Source organism: Aeromonas sp. LsrichE-8G, from assembly GCF_022869435.1.
Classification (GTDB): domain Bacteria; phylum Pseudomonadota; class Gammaproteobacteria; order Enterobacterales; family Aeromonadaceae; genus Aeromonas; species Aeromonas caviae.
The window spans coordinates 24,423-43,572 of record NZ_JALIHH010000001.1 but is presented as its reverse complement, the minus strand read 5'-3'; the positions used below and the strand labels follow the sequence as shown (position 1 = coordinate 43,572).

General features: G+C 61.0%; 18 protein-coding genes. 8 read left to right on the top strand and 10 right to left on the bottom strand.

Going from position 1 to position 19,150, the window contains the following annotated elements; translation table 11 throughout:
• Nucleotides 1-183 precede the first annotated feature (183 nt).
• Together MUW49_RS00195 and MUW49_RS00190 are read right to left on the bottom strand one after the other, a co-directional pair.
• On the bottom strand, nucleotides 184-546 hold the full coding sequence (locus MUW49_RS00195) for a VOC family protein (protein WP_198497448.1): 363 nt from the start codon (nucleotides 544-546) through the stop codon (nucleotides 184-186).
• A 26-nt stretch (nucleotides 547-572) separates the two neighbouring features.
• The gene (locus MUW49_RS00190) at nucleotides 573-959 is read right to left on the bottom strand and encodes a DUF6404 family protein (protein ID WP_102948236.1); all 387 of its coding nucleotides are present in this window, start codon (nucleotides 957-959) and stop codon (nucleotides 573-575) included.
• 168 nt (nucleotides 960-1,127) lie between these two features.
• On the opposite strand from MUW49_RS00190, the gene MUW49_RS00185 reads away from it, so the two are divergent.
• Nucleotides 1,128-2,030: a LysR family transcriptional regulator gene (locus MUW49_RS00185; protein ID WP_102948237.1), complete on the top strand. Its 903-nt coding sequence runs from the start codon at nucleotides 1,128-1,130 to the stop codon at nucleotides 2,028-2,030.
• Between the two features lie 181 nt (nucleotides 2,031-2,211).
• Here the strand turns inward: MUW49_RS00185 and glpK are convergent, their stop codons facing one another.
• From glpK to tnpA, 3 genes are all read right to left on the bottom strand, one after another.
• Nucleotides 2,212-3,714 carry a glycerol kinase GlpK gene (gene glpK, locus MUW49_RS00180; RefSeq protein WP_043155270.1) on the bottom strand — a complete coding sequence of 501 codons (1,503 nt, stop codon included), beginning with the start codon at nucleotides 3,712-3,714 and terminating at the stop codon, nucleotides 2,212-2,214.
• Nucleotides 3,715-3,768: 54 nt separating this feature from the next.
• On the bottom strand, nucleotides 3,769-4,617 hold the full coding sequence (locus tag MUW49_RS00175; protein WP_042880435.1) for an MIP/aquaporin family protein: 849 nt from the start codon (nucleotides 4,615-4,617) through the stop codon (nucleotides 3,769-3,771).
• 546 nt (nucleotides 4,618-5,163) lie between these two features.
• A complete protein-coding gene (gene tnpA / locus MUW49_RS00170) occupies nucleotides 5,164-5,589 on the bottom strand; it encodes an IS200/IS605-like element ISAeme8 family transposase (protein ID WP_041205574.1) in 426 nt (141 codons plus the stop codon).
• A gap of 57 nt (nucleotides 5,590-5,646) precedes the next feature.
• Here tnpA and MUW49_RS00165 point away from each other — a divergent pair, with 57 nt between their 5' ends.
• The 7 genes from MUW49_RS00165 to tyrA all read left to right on the top strand — a co-directional run bounded on the left by MUW49_RS00165 (nucleotide 5,647) and on the right by tyrA (nucleotide 14,884).
• A complete protein-coding gene (locus tag MUW49_RS00165) occupies nucleotides 5,647-6,786 on the top strand; it encodes an RNA-guided endonuclease TnpB family protein (protein WP_041206863.1) in 1,140 nt (379 codons plus the stop codon).
• A 47-nt stretch (nucleotides 6,787-6,833) separates the two neighbouring features.
• On the top strand, nucleotides 6,834-8,201 hold the full coding sequence (glpT, locus tag MUW49_RS00160) for a glycerol-3-phosphate transporter (protein ID WP_244812283.1): 1,368 nt from the start codon (nucleotides 6,834-6,836) through the stop codon (nucleotides 8,199-8,201).
• Between the two features lie 101 nt (nucleotides 8,202-8,302).
• A complete protein-coding gene (locus tag MUW49_RS00155) occupies nucleotides 8,303-9,061 on the top strand; it encodes a DeoR/GlpR family transcriptional regulator (protein WP_010674233.1) in 759 nt (252 codons plus the stop codon).
• A 450-nt stretch (nucleotides 9,062-9,511) separates the two neighbouring features.
• Nucleotides 9,512-10,999, top strand: a complete 1,488-nt coding sequence (gene glpD, locus MUW49_RS00150; protein ID WP_244812282.1) for a glycerol-3-phosphate dehydrogenase — start codon at nucleotides 9,512-9,514, stop codon at nucleotides 10,997-10,999.
• A 102-nt stretch (nucleotides 11,000-11,101) separates the two neighbouring features.
• Nucleotides 11,102-12,184: a glycerophosphodiester phosphodiesterase gene (gene glpQ, locus MUW49_RS00145; protein ID WP_109112656.1), complete on the top strand. Its 1,083-nt coding sequence runs from the start codon at nucleotides 11,102-11,104 to the stop codon at nucleotides 12,182-12,184.
• A 368-nt stretch (nucleotides 12,185-12,552) separates the two neighbouring features.
• On the top strand, nucleotides 12,553-13,626 hold the full coding sequence (locus tag MUW49_RS00140; RefSeq protein WP_010674236.1) for a 3-deoxy-7-phosphoheptulonate synthase: 1,074 nt from the start codon (nucleotides 12,553-12,555) through the stop codon (nucleotides 13,624-13,626).
• A 118-nt stretch (nucleotides 13,627-13,744) separates the two neighbouring features.
• A complete protein-coding gene (gene tyrA / locus MUW49_RS00135; RefSeq protein ID WP_183148687.1) occupies nucleotides 13,745-14,884 on the top strand; it encodes a bifunctional chorismate mutase/prephenate dehydrogenase in 1,140 nt (379 codons plus the stop codon).
• A 114-nt stretch (nucleotides 14,885-14,998) separates the two neighbouring features.
• On the opposite strand, the gene hdfR is transcribed toward tyrA, so the two are convergent.
• The 5 genes from hdfR to MUW49_RS00110 form a co-directional block, all read right to left on the bottom strand.
• Nucleotides 14,999-15,874 (bottom strand): HTH-type transcriptional regulator HdfR, encoded by an 876-nt coding sequence (gene hdfR / locus MUW49_RS00130; RefSeq protein ID WP_039038620.1) that lies wholly within the window; start codon nucleotides 15,872-15,874, stop codon nucleotides 14,999-15,001.
• Nucleotides 15,874-16,230, bottom strand: coding sequence for a DUF413 domain-containing protein (locus MUW49_RS00125; RefSeq protein ID WP_010674239.1), 357 nt, complete (start codon nucleotides 16,228-16,230; stop codon nucleotides 15,874-15,876). The genes hdfR and MUW49_RS00125 overlap by 1 nt, the downstream gene beginning before the upstream one ends.
• Nucleotides 16,231-16,521: 291 nt before the next feature.
• A complete protein-coding gene (gene eco, locus MUW49_RS00120) occupies nucleotides 16,522-17,004 on the bottom strand; it encodes a serine protease inhibitor ecotin (RefSeq protein WP_244812281.1) in 483 nt (160 codons plus the stop codon).
• Nucleotides 17,005-17,198: 194 nt separating this feature from the next.
• The gene (locus MUW49_RS00115; protein WP_244812280.1) at nucleotides 17,199-17,756 is read right to left on the bottom strand and encodes a DUF1566 domain-containing protein; all 558 of its coding nucleotides are present in this window, start codon (nucleotides 17,754-17,756) and stop codon (nucleotides 17,199-17,201) included.
• Complete coding sequence (locus tag MUW49_RS00110) at nucleotides 17,753-19,120, bottom strand: DUF1566 domain-containing protein (RefSeq protein WP_244812279.1); 1,368 nt, start codon at nucleotides 19,118-19,120, stop codon at nucleotides 17,753-17,755. The genes MUW49_RS00115 and MUW49_RS00110 overlap by 4 nt, the downstream gene beginning before the upstream one ends.
• Between the last annotated feature and the right edge of the window lie 30 nt (nucleotides 19,121-19,150).

The following is a 19,150-nucleotide window of genomic DNA, read 5'->3' as shown; positions in this document are numbered from 1 at the left end:
TAGAGGTTACCAATCATGGAGTTGGCATCGAATGGCGATGATAATCTATTTGGTCCTCTAATTGGCAGCGCAAAGATCACAAAAATATGTTCACTCAGGCTTTTTGTTGTTGATACAACTAGGGACAACGGCTGGCTTGGTATATGGGGGTGGGGCTGAATTGTTTCTCGCCCCCCCTCGCCATCAGGCCGCCGGTTCGGACCAGACCGCAAACTCGTTGCCGCTGGGTTCCACAAAGTGGAAACGGCGGCCACCGGGAAAATCGAACAGGGGGCGCACTATGGTGCCCCCTGCGCCGGCTACCTTGCTCTGGGTCGCCTCGATATCGGCGCTGTAGAACACCAGGAGCGCCCCGCCCTGAGCACTCTGGCTGCACAGTTCGGTGCGGTAGAAGCCGCCATCCAGCCCTTCTCCCTCGAAGGCGCAATAATCGGGGTCGTAGTCGGCGAACTGCCAGCCGAAAGCGGCCTGAAAGAAGGCTTTGGTGGCGGCAATATCCCTGGCCGCAAACTCCACATAGTTCAGTTTTTCATGGGCCCTGGTCATAAGGCGCTCCTTGTCGACATCGGTGGTTATTTCGGTTGCCAGCGCTTTTGCGTGCGGCTCGTGGAGTGGGGCAAGGCGTCCCAGGGGGTCAGCTTGAGCTGCTTGCGCCTAAACCAGAACCAGGTCCCCATCAGCAGACCGAGCCCGATGCCAAACAGCAGGCTCTGGCGCAGGGCAAACCCCGGGCTCACCTCATCCTGCCAGCCGAGGCACCACATCAACACCCCCCAGATAGCGCCGATGGGGAGTCCCAGGGCAAGAACGTTGATCAGAAAGCGTTCGTAGTGGGGCGGCCTGATGGTGAACCCCGCCTTTCGCAGCAGCCAGATGATCGGCGGGTTGTAGTTGAGCGTTTGCACGCCCTTCTCGGCCAGCTCCCGATGGGCGGCGGCCAGCCTGTTGTCGAATGTCATGGATCGTCCCTGTCATAGTGTGGCGCCATACGGTGCCGGTTGGCGGCATTGTACTGGCAAGGGCGCAGATAAAACAGGTGGTGCGTCACGATACGAAGCGACGCCTGTCTTGCCAACTCCCGGCCATTGCACCTATAAAGACCCATTACTCTTGCCAGGATGACAACAATGAAGACCCATTCCGATGAATTGACCCTGTTTGTGGCGGTGGTGGAGGCGGGCAGCTTTCGCCAGGCGGCGGAGAATCTCGGCATGGATAATTCCGTGGTGAGCCGCGGCATCAAGCGCCTCGAAGAGAAGCTCGCCACCGTGCTCCTCAACCGCACCACCCGCCGGGTCAGCCTGACCGAGGAGGGGAGCTGGTTCTATCAGCGGGCGGTGAAGATCCTGGCCGAGATGAGCGAGGCGGAAGGGTTGCTGCTGATGCGCCGGGAGCAGCCGGAGGGCATATTGCGGGTGGACGCCGCCACCCCCTTCATCCTGCATAGATTGGTGCCCATCATCGGCGAGTTTCGCCGCCGCTACCCCGCCATCGAGCTGCAACTGCACAGCTCCGAGGGCTTCATCAACCTGATGGAGCGGCGGGTGGACATGGCCATTCGCATCGGCGAGCTGACGGACTCCTCCCTGCGGGCCCTGCCCCTTGGCCGCTCGCGGCTGCGGCTGCTGGCCTCCCCCGACTATCTGAAGGCACGCGGTACCCCGCGCCAGCCAGCTGACTTGCTGGCTGGCCACGAGCTGCTCGGTTTTTTGCACCCCGATCACCTCAATCATTGGCCCCTATTGAGCGAGGAGCAGGGGGACCGATTCGCCATCACCCCGACCCTGCGGGCCAGCAGCGGGGAAACCTTGCGTCAGCTGGCGCTGGCGGGGCAGGGGATCGTCTGCCTGTCGGACTTCATGACGGGGGATGACAGGGCGAGCGGGGCGCTGGTGGAGGTGCTGGCCCGCAGCAACAGCGGCGCCTCGCGCCCCATCCATGCGGTCTTCTACTCCGATGCCCAGCGGGACATCCGGCTGCGGGTCTGGCTCGATTTCCTGAAAGAGCAGCTCGGTGCTGAGGCGTTGTAGAGGGCTTGTCGACAGTTCCAACCCCCTCCACGAGGGGGAGGGGTCATTTTCTCCCACCCCTTGGCAAGGGGAGGGCTGGGGTCGGGGGCGGTCAGAACAGTCGTGCTCGCCAATAAAAAGAGGCCGACATCGCTGTCGGCCTCTTTGCTTTTTTCATCTCAAGGACGCGTTGGTTACCCCATCACTCCTCTTCGGCCCAGCGGCGTGAGCGTTCCACCGCCTTCTTCCAGCCGCTGTAGCGCTTGGCGCGATCGTCGCGGTCCATCTGCGGAATGAACTCGCGGTCCACGCTGAACTTGTCTTCCAGCTCGTCGGAGCTCTTCCAGAAGCCCACGGCGAGGCCGGCCAGGAAGGCGGCGCCCATGGCGGTGGTCTCGATGCGGGTCGGACGCACCACAGGGGTGTGCATCATGTCGGCCTGGAACTGCATCAGGAAGTCGTTGGCCACGGCGCCGCCATCCACCTTCAGGGCTGCCAGCTTGATGCCGGAGTCCTGCTGCATGGCATCCAGCACGTCGCGGCTCTGGTAGGCGATGGATTCCAGCGCAGCGCGGATGATGTGGTTGCGGTTGGCGCCACGGGTCAGGCCGACCATGGTGCCGCGAGCATACGGATCCCAGTAGGGGGCGCCCAGGCCCACGAAGGCCGGCACCAGGTAGACGCCGTTGGTGTCGCCTACCTTGCTCGCGAAGTAGTCGGTATCGCGGGCATCGTGGATGATCTTGAGCTCATCGCGCAGCCACTGGATGGTGGCGCCACCCATAAATACCGCACCCTCGAGGGCATAATTCACTTCCCCTTTCGGGCCGATGGCGACTGTGGTCAGCAGGCCGTTGCTGGAGCGAACCGGCTCGGTGCCGGTGTTCATCAGCATGAAGCAGCCGGTACCGTAGGTGTTCTTGGCCATCCCTTTTTCGAAGCAGAGCTGGCCGAACAGGGCGGACTGCTGGTCACCGGCGATACCGGCGATGGGGATGCGGGCGCCGCCGCCACGGGTGGTGTAGCCATAGACCTCGGAGGAGGGTTTGACTTGCGGCAGCATGGAGGCGGGGATGCCCAGCTCGTCCAGCATGCGCTCATCCCACTTCAGGTCGCGGATGTTGTAGAGCATGGTGCGCGAGGCGTTGGTCGGGTCGGTGACGTGCACCTCGCCGTTGGTCATCTTCCACACCAGCCAGGTGTCGATGGTGCCGAACAGCAGCTCGCCGTTCATTGCCTTCTCCCGGGCCCCTTCCACGTTGTCCAGGATCCACTTCACCTTGGTACCGGAGAAGTAGGCATCCAGCACCAGGCCGGTGTTTTCGCGAACGTACTCTTCAAGGCCCCGGGCCTTGAGTTCTTCACAGATGGCCGCGGTGCGGCGGCACTGCCAGACGATGGCGTTGTAGATGGGCTTGCCGGTGGCCTTTTCCCAGACGACGGTGGTTTCACGCTGGTTGGTGATGCCGATGGCGGCGATCTGCTCGCTGTGCAGGCCGCTCTTGGCCAGCACTTCGGTGAAGACGGAGGACTGGGTCGCCCAGATCTCCATGGGGTCGTGCTCGACCCAGCCCGCTTTCGGGTAGTGCTGGGTGAATTCGCGCTGGGAGGTCGCGACGATGTTGGCGTCCTGATCGAAGACAATGGCACGGGAAGAGGTGGTGCCCTGGTCCAGCGCAACGACAAATTTCTTTTCAGCAGACATGATGTTCTCCACGTTTTTATTTTCCACGTTGTTACACGTTGGGGAGGGCCGCTCTCAGGCGGCGGCCTCTTCTTTGTTAGACAGCTTGGAGGCTTCTTCGGTGGCGACGCGGTTGCCCGGGACGCAGGGAGCCAGCACTTTCACATACAGGGCGGTACCGATCTGGGCGCCGACGATGGGGCCAAGGATGGGGACCCAGAAGTAGGGGTTGTCACGACCACCGGTCAGGGCCACGTCACCCCAGCCAGCCACGAAGGCGAACAGTTTGGGGCCGAAATCACGGGCCGGGTTCATGGCAAAGCCGGTCAAGGGGCCGAGGGAGGCGCCGATCACCGCGATCAGGATGCCGATGAGCAGGGCGGCGGCGAAGCCTTTGGGGGCGCCGTTGTTGTTGTCACCCAGTGCCATGATGCCCAGCATCAGGACGGCGGTGATCACCATCTCGACCGCGAAAGCCTGCATGTTGGAGAGCAGGGCATTGGGGTAGGTGGAGAAGATGCCTGCGGTGCCGAGGCTCTCGACGCTGCCGCGCACCACGTTGTGGGTCAGCTCCCACTGGGTGAACAGGTTGCTGTAGAGGGCGTAGACCAGGGCGGCGGAGGCGAATGCCCCGGCTATCTGGGCGATGATGAAGGGCACCACCTTGCGCTTGTCAAAGCCGCAGAAGGTCATCAGTGCCAGGGTCACGGCAGGGTTGAGGTGGGCACCGGAGATGCCACCGGTGACATAGATGGCGATGGCGACACCCAGGCCCCAGGTAATGGAGATTTCCCATTGCCCGAAGTTGGCGCCAGCCAGCACCAGGGCGGCCACGCAGCCGACGCCGAAGAAGATCAGCAGGCCGGTGCCGATAAACTCGGCGAGGCACTCGCCAAGCAGGGTATTGGGTCTTTGTATGCTCATAGTTGTTATTCCTTATATCCACCCACAGTAGGTTTGATGTTCCGTTTTGTTATCTTTCATTCCCATTCATTGCGCCCGAAAACGTTTCTTCTTGTTTTTTGAGCTTGCGCAAACGTTATGCTCGTTTGCGCTCGTTCTTGGACGAGAGAGAAAATAAACCTTCTGCGTCAATTCACCATCCCCCCGCCACCGGAAATGTGGGCAAGATCCCATTCATTGCTAAGAAAATGTGACGAAAAGCAACAGTTGTCGGCCATATTACTCCTTAGTGAGTAGCCAAAAGCCACGCCATGCGTGGGCTGACCCTGGATGCGCGTTCACTCACAGCGTCACAATTTTTGTAATAAAACTGCAATAATTTAGCGCTCATCACAGATTAAATGTTCACAAATGAGCACAATAAGCTCGCTTGCGAATCAAGACGCGTCTGATCGCCGGCATGAGCGGGGCGTCCTCAACCGCCCAGAACAACAATAAAAGGAAGCAGAACATGCTTAGCAACTGCCCCGTAAACCCTCGCCCAATCGGGCGGGGATATAAGGGGAGCTAATCTGGTGTGTTCTGCGAGGCCACATACGCCTTGAGCGTTTCGATAGTGGCCCCGCCAGCACTGCAAGCAAAGTAAGAGCGCGACCACAGGAGCCCGCTATTACTTTGCTTTCGTAGGTGCGTATTCAATATGCGGATCTGGCGGCTACTGATCGACTTCAAATTATTGACCAACACACTGACGGCCAACTTCGGTGGATAGGCTACGAGCAGATGAACGTGATCGGCTTCGCCATCCATCTCCAGAATGTCGATCTCCAACTTCTCTGCCGCAGATAAAAATGCGCCGCGCATCTGCTCGATCATGGTGCCATCAAGCAGTTTGCGGCGGTACTTCGTGGTGAAGATTAAATGCACAACTAGCTTGCTGACGGAGTGACGCCTCCGCAGATACCTAGTCAAATCATCATGATGCACACTCACTTGCAATACTCCGTTAAAAGTCATACTGTATGGGTATCCTAGTAGCGAGCGGTGACTTTGAGAAGAGCAACGAAAGTACGCATTTATCCGACCGACGAACAAGCGGCATTCTTGAATGCCCAGTTCGGCGCGGTGCGGTTCGCGTACAACAAGGCCCTTCATATTCAACGACACATGTTCAAGCGTCACGGGATTTCACTGAAACCGAAACGCGACCTGAAACCCATGCTCGCAGTGGCGAAAAAATCGCGCAAATACGGCTGGCTAAAGGAGTACGATTCACTCGCCTTGCAGCAAGCGGTGATTAATCTCGACAAGGCATTCGCCAACTTCTTCAATCCCAAGCTCAAGGCACGAATGCCTACCTTCAAGAGCAAACGGGGCAGGCAATCCAGCTATCACCCCAACGGAAAGGTGCTCACAGCGGCTATCCAGTTGCCGAAGATGACGCCCATCAGGGCGGTCATTCATCGAGATATTATCGGCGTGGTATCCAGCATCACAGTCAGCCGTGGCCCGACAGGGAAATACTATGCTTCCATCCTTTGCGAGGATGGCTGCGAGGCTCCCGCCAAGCCCACCTTCATCACGGACGTGACTGGCTGTGATATGGGGCTGTCCCACTACCTCATTGAGTCGAGCGGCAAAAAGATTGCCAATCCACGCCACCTTATCAACGCCAGTCGCAATCTACGACGCAAGCAAAAGGCACTGTCTCGCAAGAAAAAGGGCAGCGCCAACCGTGGCAAGGCAAGACGGCAACTGGCCGCCCTGCACGAACGGGTAGCCAATGCCCGCGCCGATTTTCAGCACAAACTCTCTCACACGATGGTTGACGAAAACCAAGCGGTCATCGTGGAGACATTGAAATCAGCGAACATGATGAAAAATCACAAACTGGCCCGCGCCATTGGCGATGCTGGTTGGCATGGTTTCATCATGAAGCTGGAGTACAAGGCACAAGCGGCGGGTCGCCACCTAATCAAACTTGATCAGTGGTTTGCCAGCTCGAAACTGTGTAGCGATTGCGGCCACAAGATGCCGGACATGCCGTTGCATCAGCGGCAGTGGGTATGTCCAGCGTGTGGGGCAGGGCATGACCGCGACATTAACGCGGCCATGAATATCCAGCAACAAGGCATATTGGAATTAAAGGCGGCGGGACACGTCGTTTCTACCCATGGAGGCCAGCGTTAATCTGCCAATTCGGCAGTAGCGGCCTAAGAAGTGGGAAGCCTCGCCGCTTGCGGCGGGGAGCAGTCACTCTCTTCAGGCCTGCACCCCATATCGACCGGCTGCCGGCCGACAAGGTGGATCCCTTCTATAAACGCATGCGTTGGCAGGTGTTCTTCGGGATCTTCTTCGGGTATGCGGGTTACTACCTGGTACGGAAAAACTTCAGTCTGGCGATGCCCTACCTCATCGAGCAGGGCTTCTCCCGCGGGGATCTGGGTCTGGCCCTCTCCGGCGTCTCCATCGCCTACGGTCTCTCCAAATTCCTGATGGGGAACGTGTCGGACAGATCCAACGCGCGCAACTTCCTCTCCGCCGGTCTGCTGCTCTCGGCAGGCATCATGTTCATGATGGGGACCATGCACTGGGCTACCTCCAGCATTGGTATCATGTTCGTGCTCCTGTTCCTGAACGGCTGGGCACAGGGCATGGGCTGGCCCCCCTGCGGTCGCACCATGGTGCACTGGTGGTCGCAGAAGGAGCGGGGTGAGATCGTCTCGGTCTGGAACGTGGCCCACAACGTGGGCGGCGGCATGATAGGCCCCCTGTTCATCCTCGGCATGGGCTGGTTCAACGACTGGCGCAGCGCCTTCTATGTGCCTGCGGCGGCGGCGGCGGCCATCGCAGTGATCGCCTTCTTCGTGATGCGCGATACCCCGCAATCGGTCGGTCTTCCCCCCATTGAGGAGTACAAGAACGACTACCCGAAGGATTACAACGAAAGCCACGAGCAGGAGTTCTCCGCCAAGGAGATCTTCATGAAGTACGTGCTGCACAACAAGCTGCTCTGGTACATCGCCATCGCCAACGCCTTCGTCTACCTCATCCGTTACGGCGTGCTGGATTGGGCGCCCACCTATCTGAAAGAGGCCAAGGACTTCAGCGTGGATCACTCCTCCTGGGCCTATTTCCTCTATGAGTGGGCGGGGATCCCGGGCACCCTGCTGTGCGGCTGGATCTCCGACAAGATGTTCAACGGCCGCCGTGCCCCGGCAGGCATCCTATTCATGGTGCTGGTGACCCTTTCCGTGCTGGTCTACTGGTTCAACCCGGCAGGCAACCCGACCATCGACATGATGGCCCTGGTCGCCATCGGCTTCCTGATTTATGGCCCCGTCATGCTGATCGGCCTCTACGCCCTGGAGCTGGCGCCCAAGAAGGCGGCCGGTACCGCGGCGGGCTTCACCGGCCTGTTCGGTTATCTGGGTGGCGCGGTCGCGGCCAACGCCATGCTGGGCTATACCGTTGACCACTTCGGCTGGGACGGCGGCTTCATGGTGCTCACCGTCTCCTGCATGCTCTCCATCATCCTGCTGGCCATGACCCTCAAGCACGAGAACGAGTCGATTGCCGCCAAGGCGGCTGCCCATAAGGCATAAAACGTGATCCTGCCCTTATCGATTGGAAAAGGGATCAGGTACACTGCCAAAGGCCCCGCACCTGCCGGGGCCTTTTTTCGTCTCATCTGCGGAGTGCAAGCGTGAAGCAAACCCAACGACATCTGGAGATCCTGGACGTTCTGACCCGGCAGGGTTTCGTCTCGACCGACGATCTGGTGACCCATTTTGACGTCAGCCCCCAGACCATTCGCCGGGATCTCAACGATCTCGCCGAACAGAACAAGATCCGGCGCCATCACGGCGGGGCCTCACTGCATTCGAGCACCGTCAACACCGCCTACAGCGCCCGCAAGGTGATGCAGCTCAAGGAGAAGGAGCGCATCGCCCGGGAAGTAGCCGCCAACATCCCCGACGGCTCGTCGCTCTTTATCGACATCGGCACCACCACCGAGGCCATCGCCCGTGCCCTGCTCGACCACCGGGAGCTGCGCGTGGTCACCAACAACCTGAACGTCGCCAGCATCCTGACCGCCAAGGATGACTTCACCGTCATCATCGCCGGCGGCGAAATTCGCAACCGGGATGGCGGCATCGTCGGGGAGGCGACCCGCGACTTCATCGGCCAGTTTCGCATGGACTACGGCGTCATCGGCATCTCGGGCATCGACAGCGACGGTTCCCTGCTCGATTTCGACTATCACGAGGTGAAAATCGCCCAGGCCATCATCGCCCACTCCCGCCAGGTGTTCCTGGCCGCCGACCACACCAAGTTTGGCCGCAACGCCATGGTCAACCTCGGCAACCTCAACCAGATCCACGCCCTGTTCACGGATCAGGAGCCGCCGGAGAAGCTGATGCGACTGATGTCCCAGCATCAGATCGCCTGCCATATCTGCTGAGCTTCCCCGCACAGGCATCAGGCCGCCTCGGGGCGGCCGCTTTTTTTTCTGCCCCCTCCCGGCCTGCGGCGTCTCCCTTGCGTCGCCTAAGCGGCCAGTTCCTGGCGCTGACACTCCTTCTTTGACCCCCTGATGTTGCCCCCGCACTCGGGCACCCGGTTTGCACCGATGCTAGGCGCCTGCGAGGGATTCACGCCATCGCGTTCATCACCTTGCCCCATGGGCGCCCCCATCCGGGACTCTTTGTTCTCCTCCCTGCCCGAAATGGCTGTTTCCGGCAGACCTTAGCCTTGCCAGGCCGTCACCGACTGGCAGCATTTTTAGCATTGTGAAAACAATCGCGATCACATTTCTCTCACGAAATGTTCGTTTATTGGTTTTTCATGTTCTAATATGAGCGAAATCAAACATTGCTGTCATGGCAAACACAAAATAAGAAAGTAGGTGAACATGAGCGAACATTATGATCTGGTCGTCGTCGGCGGCGGCATCAACGGGGTCGGCATCGCGGCAGATGCGGCGGGGCGGGGGCTGAAGGTGGCGCTGTTCGAGGCGAGCGATCTCGCCTCTGCCACCTCGTCCAACTCCAGCAAGCTGATCCACGGCGGCCTGCGTTACCTCGAACATTACGAATTCCGGCTGGTGAAAGAGGCGCTGGCGGAGCGGGAGGTCCTGCTCGGCATGGCTCCCCACATCGCCCGTCCCATGCGTTTTCGTCTGCCTCATCGCCCGCACCTGCGTCCGGCCTGGATGATCCGAGCCGGTCTCTTCCTTTATGACAACCTGGCCAAGCGGGACAAGCTCAAGGGGAGCTGCGGCCTGCGCTTCCTGCCGCAGGACGGTCTCAAGAGCGGCATCAACAAGGGCTTTGAATACTCGGACGCCTGGGTCGACGACGCCCGGCTGGTGGTGCTCAATGCCATGCTGGCGCGGGACAAGGGCGCCGATGTGCAGACCCGTACCCGCTGCGTCAAGGCGGTGCGCGGATCCAAGCACTGGACCCTGACGCTGGAGCGGGAAGGGGGCGAGCAATTCACCGTCAGCTGCCGTGGTCTGGTCAATGCGGCGGGCCCCTGGGTCAAGACCTTCTATGACGAGAGCCTGAGCGAGAAATCCCCCCGCGGCATTCGCCTCATCAAGGGGAGCCACATGATAGTGCCGCGCATCCATGAGCGCGAAGAGGCTTACATCCTGCAAAACGAGGACAACCGCATCGTCTTCGTTATCCCCTACCAGCAGGACTATTCCCTCATCGGCACCACGGACGTGGAGCACAAGGGCAGCCCGCGGGAAGCCAAGATCAGCGATGCCGAGATCAACTACCTGTGCAAGGTGGTCAACGCCCACTTCACCAGGCAGATAAGCCCGGCAGACGTGGTGTGGACCTATGCCGGGGTGCGCCCCCTGTGTGACGACGAGTCCGATTCACCCCAGGCGGTGACCCGGGACTACACGCTCGAGCTCAGTGGTGAATCCGACGGCGCGCCGCTCTTGTCGGTGTTTGGCGGCAAGCTCACCACCTACCGCAAGCTGGCCCAGGCCGCCTGCAACAAGCTCAAGCCCTGGTTCAGCCAGATGGGAGAGGACTGGACCGCCTCCTGCCGGCTGCCCGGTGGCGAGTTCGACTGCTCGGTGCGTGAACTGGCGCGTGCCTTTGCGCTGGAATTCGACTGGCTCGACGATCGCAGCGCCCTGCGCATCGCCGAAGCCTACGGCAGCCATGCCCGGCTCTGGCTGAAGGAGGAGCGCGGCCAGCACTTTGGTGCCGGCCTGTATGAATCCGAAGTGCGTTACCTTATCGAGCGGGAGTGGGCCTGCAGCCTGGAAGACATTCTGTGGCGCCGCAGCAAGCTGGGGCTGCGCCTGTCGGAATCCGAACAGCAGCAGCTCGGTGCCTGGCTGCTCGAACACCACCACGCCCTGCCCGAAGCCTGCTGATGACCCATGGCGGGCGGCCTTTGCCGCCCGCCGTCAAACTGCAATAAACCCCTGCTATAACAATTACCTGCATCTTAGACACCATAACAACGAGACCTCTTGATGAAGCAACCTCACCGTACCCTGATAGCCCTTGGCCTCGGGGCTGCCCTGGCGCTGCCCGCACTGGCGGCCGACGAAGGCAAAATCGTGATCGCCCACCGTGGTGCCTCCGGTTACCTGCCGGAACACACCCTGGAATCCAAGGCCCTGGCCTATGGCATGGGCGCCGACTATCTGGAGCAGGACCTGGTGATGACCAAGGATGACCAGCTGGTGGTGATGCACGATCACTTCCTTGATGGCATCACGGACGTGGCCGAGCGCTTCCCCGGCCGGGCCCGCCCGGACGGACGCTACTATGTGGTGGATTTCACCCTGGACGAGGTGCGCTCCCTGCGCATGACCGAGCCGTTCCAGCTGGTGGACGGCAAGCAGGTGCCGGTCTATCCGGCGCGCTTCCCGTTGTGGAAGTCGAGCTTCAGGATCCACACCTTCCAGGAAGAGATCGAGATGATCCAGGGGCTCAACAAGAGCACCGGCAAGCACATCGGTATCTACCCGGAGATCAAGGCTCCCTGGCTGTTCCGCCACGAGGGCAAGGACATCTCCAGGGCGGTGCTCAAGGTACTGAAGGAGTACGGCTACACCAGCAAGAACGACAAGGTCTATCTGCAGTGTTTCGATGCCAACGAGCTCAAGCGCATCAACGGCGAACTGATGCCCGCCATGGGTATGGACTTGAAGTTGGTGCAGCTGATGGCCGAGACCGACTGGAACGAGACCATGGTCTACGACGCCAAGGGCAAGGCGACCCCCTATGACTACGACTGGATGTTCAAGCCGGGGGCCATGAAGACCATCGCCACCTATGCCGAGGGAATCGGTCCCTGGAAACCCATGGTGGTGACCGAGCCGGGCACTCCCGGCAAGCCGGTCTTCACCGGCATGGTGAAAGAGGCCCACGCGGCCGGTCTCAAGGTGCATCCTTATACCTTCCGTCAGGATGAGGGGCAGATCCCGGCCTATGCGAAAGACTTCACCGACCTGCTCAACATCTTCCTATACCAGGCCGATGTGGATGGGGTATTCAGCGACTTCCCCGACAAGGCGGTCGAGGCTATCAAGGCCCACGGCAAAGAATAAAAGAAGAGCAACACGGGAATGCAAGCGGGGCCAGGTGCCCCGCTTTTTTGTGCCCGGCGTCATCGCCGGGATGAGGGGCCGGATAAGGGGTCATGAGAGGGGGCAGAGAGATGATATTGAAATGGATTGGTGTAATTAAATGTTTACGATTTGATGCTGGTTTGGCCCCGCGAGTCGCTACTTTTGAGTTGTCTTACCCTGCATTATTGGTCATTTATCCATCTATCAGCGCGCAAAGACGCTAGTTTCACTTGATTGTTTGTTTTTCCTTGGTAAGGTGGGGGCGGTTGCGTAACAAAGTGCTGACTTGTGTAAATATAAGTGAACGGTCAGCGCCCTTGGCTTGAAACAGTAGAGAGAATGAGAAAATGCAAAGAGATCCCCTGAACAACATCCATATCCAGTCCGAACAAGTGATGATCACGCCTGCCCAGCTCAAGGAGAAACTGCCCATCTCCGATCGCGCGCTGGCATTCGTGCAAGGGGCCCGCAATACCATCGCCGACATCATCCACCGTCGCGATCACCGCCTGCTGGTGATCTGTGGTCCCTGCTCCATCCACGACATGGACGCTGCCAAAGAGTACGCAACCAGACTCAAAGCGCTGCATGACGCCTATCAGGACTCTCTCTACATTGTCATGCGGGTCTACTTTGAGAAGCCGCGCACCACGGTCGGCTGGAAGGGCTTTATCAACGATCCGAACCTGGACGGCACCTTTGACGTGGAGCTGGGTCTGCACCGCGCCCGCGAGCTGCTCTGCTGGCTGGCCGAGCTGGAGTTGCCCCTGGCCACCGAGGCGCTCGACCCCATCAGCCCGCAATACCTGGCGGAGCTCTTCTCCTGGTCGGCCATCGGTGCCCGCACCACCGAATCCCAGACCCACAGGGAGATGGCCTCCGGCCTCTCCATGCCGGTCGGCTTCAAGAACGGCACCGACGGCAACCTGGGCACCGCCATCAATGCGCTGCAGGCGGCCTCCAGCCCCCACGCTTTCATGGGGATCAACCAGCAGGGTCAGGTCGCGCTGCTGCAGACCCAGGGCAACCCGGATGGTCACGTGATCCTGCGTGGCGGCAAGCACCCGAACTACGACTCGGTCAATGTATCGCTGGCGGAAGAGGCGCTGGAGAAGGCGGGCCTGCTGCCCGGTCTGGTGGTGGATTGCAGCCACGGCAACTCCAGCAAGGATCACCGGCTGCAGCCCAAGGTGGCCGACAACGTCATTCACCAGATCCAGGAGGGCAACCGCTCCATCATCGGGGTGATGCTCGAATCCAACCTGTTCGAAGGCAACCAGTCCAGCGAGCAGCCCAAGTGCGAGATGCGCTACGGCGTCTCCATCACCGATGCCTGCATCGACTGGGAGACCACGGATGCGCTGCTGGCCCGCTGCCACAGCCAGCTGGCGGCACCACTTTTGGCCAGAACATCGGCATAAGCCGTGGTATCTTGTTGTAACTGATTGAACCATCGAGGTATCACTGCCCACGCAGTGATACCTTGTTGCCTCTTGAATGACAGGGCGTCGCTGCGGGCGGCGCCAGCAGGGACTGGACATGGCGGAAGAGTTGAATGCCCTCAGGGACAAGATAGATGCGGTGGACAAGCAGCTGATTGATCTGCTGGCTGCCCGTCTCGCCCTGGTGGGGGAAGTGGGGGAAGTGAAGAGCCGGCACGGCCTGCCCATCTATGCACCGGATCGGGAGGCGAGCATGCTGGCCCGCCGACGCGCCGAGGCCGAGGTACTGGGGGTGCCGGGGGACCTTATCGAGGACGTGCTGCGCCGGGTGATGCGCGAGTCCTATATTCTGGAGTCCGCCAGCGACAAGGAGCACCACTTCAAGTGCATGAAGCCTGAGCTCGGCAAGGTGGTGATCATCGGTGGCCAAGGGCAGCTTGGGCGCCTGTTCGGCAACCTGTTCAGCCTCTCGGGCTACCGGGTCGAAACCCTGGGTCATGCCGATTGGCCACGCGCCGACGAGATCCTGCACGGCGCCGGGCTGGTGATGGTGGCGGTGCCCATCGACGTCACCTGCCAGGTGATCGACCGGCTCGGCAACCTGCCGGCGGACTGCCTGCTGGTGGACGTGACCAGCGTCAAGAGTGAACCGCTTGCCCATATGCTGGCGGTACACCAGGGGCCGGTGCTGGGGCTGCACCCCATGTTCGGGCCGGACGTGGCGAGCCTCGCCAAGCAGGTGATTGTCTGCTGTCAGGGGCGCGAGCCCGCCGCCAGCCAGTGGCTGCTGGAGCAGATGACCATCTGGGGGGCGCGTTTGCAGCAGGTGGAGGCCAGGGCCCACGACGAGGCGATGACCTTCATTCAGGCGCTGCGCCACTTTGCTACCTTCGCCTACGGCTGGCATCTCTCCCGGGAGCAGGCCAACATCGACCGCCTGCTTGCCTTGAGCTCTCCCATCTACCGGCTGGAGCTGGCCATGGTGGGACGGCTGTTTGCCCAGGATCCCCATCTCTACGCCGACATCATACTGTCGTCGCCCCAGAACCTCGCGATGATCCGCCGCTACTACCAGAACTTCGGCGAGGCGCTGGGCCTGCTGGAGCGGGGAGACAGGGAGGGCTTCATCGAGGCCTTCAGCCAGGTCTCCGGCTTCTTCGGCGAGCGGGCGGAGGAGTTCCTGCGCGAGAGCCGCACCCTGCTGGCCCAGGCCAACGATCGTCGTCATCACGGCTGATGCACAAAGATATCCATACAAAAGGGGCCTGATGGCCCCTTTTTCATGTTGTTTGTGCTGCACCGATAACCACGGCAGATGAAAACACAGGTCTGGGCGTGAAATCGCCCTGTTTCATTCGGCAGGCGGTTGACGCAAGTCGGCGTCATGCCAGCCCAGCGGCAGGGTCAGCAGCTGATCGATCAGCTCCCGGCGGTCGGATTTCTCCAGATAGGCGAGGTAGAGCGGGCGGCTCAGGGATTGGCCCCCTTCCACCAGATGAAGCTGCCCCTGCTCCAGGAAGGGGCTCACCATGCGCCTTGGCAGGTAGGCGGCGCCGCCGTTGGCCAGCACGAATTGCAGGGCCATGCTGGCGGAGCTCGAATGCAGAACTGGGGTCTTCTGCAGGCTTTGCAACCGGCTCGATGGCGGTTCGAAGCTGGTGCCCCAGTCGAGATGAATGTGGGGCATCTGCATCAGGCTGTCGGCGTTTGCGGCCGGCTCCCGGCTTACCAGTTCGAACACCAGCTCGCCGATGGGGTGCAGGGCAATCTCGTCGATCTTGGTCGGCTCGGAGAGCAGGGCCAGATCGAGGGAGCGCTCCAGCAACTGGCGACAGAGGTGCTCGCGGGAGGCCGTTTCGAGGCGCACCGCGAGGCCGGGGGCCAGGGCATAGACATGGTTCAGCCAGTCGTTGAAGTCGAGCTCCCAGAAGACGGCGGGGGCACCGATGGCAAGCTGCTGGCTGAAACCGGGGGAGAGGGCCACGTCCTGCTTGGCGCGCCCCAAAGTATGCAGAATGGCGTCTGCGTAGGGCAGCAGACGCTCACCGGAGGCAGTCAGGCGGATGTTGTTGCGATGACGGGCAAACAGGCTGACCCCGAGTTGCTGCTCGAGCTGGCGGATCCGGAAGCTCACCGCCGACTGGGTCAGGTAGAGATTTTCAGCCGCCCGGCCAAAGTGCCGGGTCTTGCTGACCTCGATGAAGGTCCGAAGCAGCTCGGTATCCATTAATCGAGGGACTCGTCGCTGCCGCCACCGCCGCCTTCAAAGCTGCCACCCGCATCTTCATTGGCGCCGCCTGCGACGGTGCACAGACGGTGCACGCGCTTGGGACCAATCACCTTCAGGTATTTGAACCACACCTTGGCGTGGGGGTTGTTGCCGGCTGCGCCGGATTTGACCTGTTCGATAAAGGCACTTTCTACGTCATCGCGCGGGGCCAGGTTGCCCTGATAGAGCGCCAGCATCACGGTGCCATATTTTTCCAGACTGTCCGCTTCTGCCACGGTGAATTCGCCACTGCGACGCAGGCCACGGGGAAAATGTTTGAAGTCGTTGAAACGCTTGTCTGATTCGAAGCTCATAGTGCTCTTGTTCTGGTTAGTTTGACCTTTGCGGGCAAGTATCATCAGGCCGTCGCAGAGTGCAAAATCAATTTTCTTACTATGTTAATAAATATCTTTTATCGAACAGAGTTTGTCGCATCCCGAGGGGGCATTTTGCGGTGCGCTGCACAAAAAAGCCTGAAAAATAGTGGAGTTATGTCAGATTTTGTACAGGAAAAACCGCTCAAAAACGGGCCCGGAAGCTAAAAATAAGGCGCCGTATGGCGCCTTTTTGTCATCATGACTGAGCTGAACCCGAGTGCGCGGCACTCACTCAATCATGGCTGGCTGTGCCAGGTTGTCGGCACGCCACAGACGATAGCGCACCTCGTACTCCTGGGGCACATAGATGACGAAGGGCAGCTTGGAGTTGTAGTTCACGAAGAAGCCCTGACCGTAGATCTGGACGAAACTCTCCTTCTTCTGGCCGTCCGGGCAGGCCATCAGGGTGCTGACGGGGCCGGTGACCTGGCCCAGAGTCAGGTAGTTGTAACCCCAGCCCTTGACGCTGTGCTGTTCCAGATTGCCCGCGAAGCGGGGCAGGTTGCAGTCGACCAGCATCTTCTTGCCGACTTGCAGCTCGACCATCATGTCGGCTTCGTTCTCGACTTCCGGCAGACGGATCACGACACGTTCCTGGTTCACTTCGGCGGCGGGGAACATGCTGATATCAAATTTTTTCGGTTCGGTGGCGAAGGCATGGCCACCCAATAACAAGGCGCCCAGCAGGCTAAAACGCAACACGGTTTTCATCTGTACCTCTTGGGATTGGTTCAACGCCGCTAGACTAACCGCTCTGCCGGTTTCATGCCAGCGCTGCGGCGTGCAAAACCGCCCTGAACAGGCATCACATGACGCAATTTGATGCTTTTTTGACGGCCAGGGTCACCCTGGCGCTTCTTGCCTCGTGTCAAACAGGGGGCCGGGTGGCCCCCATGGCCAGGCTGTCACCTCACCAGCAGAATCTGTTTCGCCCAAGAGCGGGGGGCGCGTTGGGCGACGGAGCCGCTGGTGATGTCCAGGTAAGCGACGCCCTGAAGGGCCGGCACCGGGGTAGAAGACCAGAGATAGACATAGCCGTCGTTCACCTCCTTGCCATCCCCGGCCATGGCGCGGGGGAAGATGGTTTCGTTCAATGCCGGTTTGTAACAGGCGGACTCCAGAATGCTGGCGAGCTCCTTGATGGTGGGCAGGCGCCAGTCGTGATGACCACCAAAGCCATACAGGGCATGGCTCGGTTCGGTGCGGATCCGTTCCGCCGTCTGCAGTGCCTGTTGCCAGTAGAGGCGGGTGGGTTCCCCCTCGCAGCTCTGGTTGCGCCAGGTCTGGCCGAGCTGGCAGCGCATCCAGGTCAGACCGGTGCCCCTGTCAGTGACGGTGCCGTTGCCGTGATCCTGGAAACGGGCGGTGGGGCTGGTACGGGGCAGGGCGTCGTCGCAGATGGCGATGGCCAGTGCCAGGGGGCTGCACAGGGTGAGCAGCAGGGTCAGAAGATACTTGTTCATCGGGTTACCTCGGCCACCAGGCGCAGTTGCAGACCGTTGGCGTCATTGCTGTTTTGAACTGGGGTGGGATAGTCGGCACCGGCGTCCTCGCCGAGGAAGATGTGGGCGATGGCGCTCAGAGGCGCGCTCTCCAGCCGGCGGGACGGGGTCAGGGTCTGGCTCCAGTAGTAGCCGCTGAAGTCTGTGGTGGTGGTACCGACATCGGGGAAGTAGCGCACATCCAGGGTGACGAGCTGGCCATCCTGGCGGGCGAGGGATCCGTAGTGCTGCAAACTCATCAGCTCACGGGCGTGGGGCAGGCGCCAGTGGGTGATGCCGCACAGTTGCTGTGCATTGAGCCACTGACGGTACTGCTCCGTGGTGCAGATGGCCTCCCCTTCGGGGCAGGCGTAATCCCGCTCCTCCTGGGTCGGGTGATAGTCGTCGAACTCCCAGGCGAAGGTGCGGTGCAGATCCCTCGGACTGTCCGGATCCGCCAGCTTCTTCTCCCAGACGAGGCCGGTATTGAGATCCTCCACGCACTCCCACTCGTCGGCATTGTCCGCCAGGGGTTGCCCCTTGCCGTCCAGCTTGCGATAGCGCAGGGGCGCCAGGCCCAGGCTCGCCTCCTGGCCCGGGTGATCGGCAGGCTCCTGGGTGAGCAGGTAATCCACCCCGTCCGTGTAGGTGGTGACGCCACCTGCGGTCACCAACGCCCGGGGTTGCTGCTGCATCAGCACGGCGGCGAGTCTGTCCTGCTGGCTCAGGAGCTCGGGGCTGGCGGCAAAGTGCCGGGCGAGCTCGGGCAGCAGGGTGACCAGCCCCTGCCAGATCTGCAGGCGGCGTTCGCTGGCGGCAAAGGTGGGCAGGGTGGCCTCGTCATCGAAGGCGGTGAGGGCCAGCTCGGCGAGGGCGCGGTTGAAGTCGCCCAGCTGCGCCAGTGCCGCCAGATCTGGGCCGGGGTGAAGGGGCGCCAGGGCGAGCAGCACGTCCGTCAGGGCCTGAGCCGGTGGCAGCCCGTCCGAGATACGCGTCTGCAGCAGGGTGCTGAGGGGGCTGGGGGTGAGGTGCTGGTTGTCCTGGCGCGCCGCCGGGTGGGCCAGGGGCAGGGCGGCGGGATCCGCCGGAATGAACAGCAGGGGAGTGGTGAGCAGATCAGGGTGGCGCCGGGTCAGAGTGTGGGCACCGGCCTCGCCGCTGACGGCGGGCTCATTGGCTTCGCAGCCGTCGTTCTGGTTCAGGTTGATGCACAGGGTGCCCGCAGCGGGCAGGCTGACCGTCAGGCGGTAGTCCGGCGCGGTCAGGGGAGCCTCGTCCGAACCGCCGCCACAGGCGCTGAGCAGGGGGGCCAGCAGGCAGACGATCGGGGTCATTCTCATGGTCATGGTGTGTCCTTGGAGGGGCCTTGGCCCCTC

Coding starts and splice junctions, on each gene's coding strand:
- glpD (WP_244812282.1), top strand. CDS start 9,512: ATGAGCGAACATTATGATCTGGTCGTCGTCGGCGGCGGCATCAACGGG.
- MUW49_RS00190 (WP_102948236.1), bottom strand. CDS start 959: ATGACATTCGACAACAGGCTGGCCGCCGCCCATCGGGAGCTGGCCGAG.
- glpQ (WP_109112656.1), top strand. CDS start 11,102: ATGAAGCAACCTCACCGTACCCTGATAGCCCTTGGCCTCGGGGCTGCC.
- MUW49_RS00185 (WP_102948237.1), top strand. CDS start 1,128: ATGAAGACCCATTCCGATGAATTGACCCTGTTTGTGGCGGTGGTGGAG.
- MUW49_RS00115 (WP_244812280.1), bottom strand. CDS start 17,756: ATGAACAAGTATCTTCTGACCCTGCTGCTCACCCTGTGCAGCCCCCTG.
- MUW49_RS00175 (WP_042880435.1), bottom strand. CDS start 4,617: ATGAGCATACAAAGACCCAATACCCTGCTTGGCGAGTGCCTCGCCGAG.
- MUW49_RS00110 (WP_244812279.1), bottom strand. CDS start 19,120: ATGACCATGAGAATGACCCCGATCGTCTGCCTGCTGGCCCCCCTGCTC.
- MUW49_RS00195 (WP_198497448.1), bottom strand. CDS start 546: ATGACCAGGGCCCATGAAAAACTGAACTATGTGGAGTTTGCGGCCAGG.
- eco (WP_244812281.1), bottom strand. CDS start 17,004: ATGAAAACCGTGTTGCGTTTTAGCCTGCTGGGCGCCTTGTTATTGGGT.
- tyrA (WP_183148687.1), top strand. CDS start 13,745: ATGGCGGAAGAGTTGAATGCCCTCAGGGACAAGATAGATGCGGTGGAC.
- MUW49_RS00125 (WP_010674239.1), bottom strand. CDS start 16,230: ATGAGCTTCGAATCAGACAAGCGTTTCAACGACTTCAAACATTTTCCC.
- MUW49_RS00140 (WP_010674236.1), top strand. CDS start 12,553: ATGCAAAGAGATCCCCTGAACAACATCCATATCCAGTCCGAACAAGTG.
- glpK (WP_043155270.1), bottom strand. CDS start 3,714: ATGTCTGCTGAAAAGAAATTTGTCGTTGCGCTGGACCAGGGCACCACC.
- hdfR (WP_039038620.1), bottom strand. CDS start 15,874: ATGGATACCGAGCTGCTTCGGACCTTCATCGAGGTCAGCAAGACCCGG.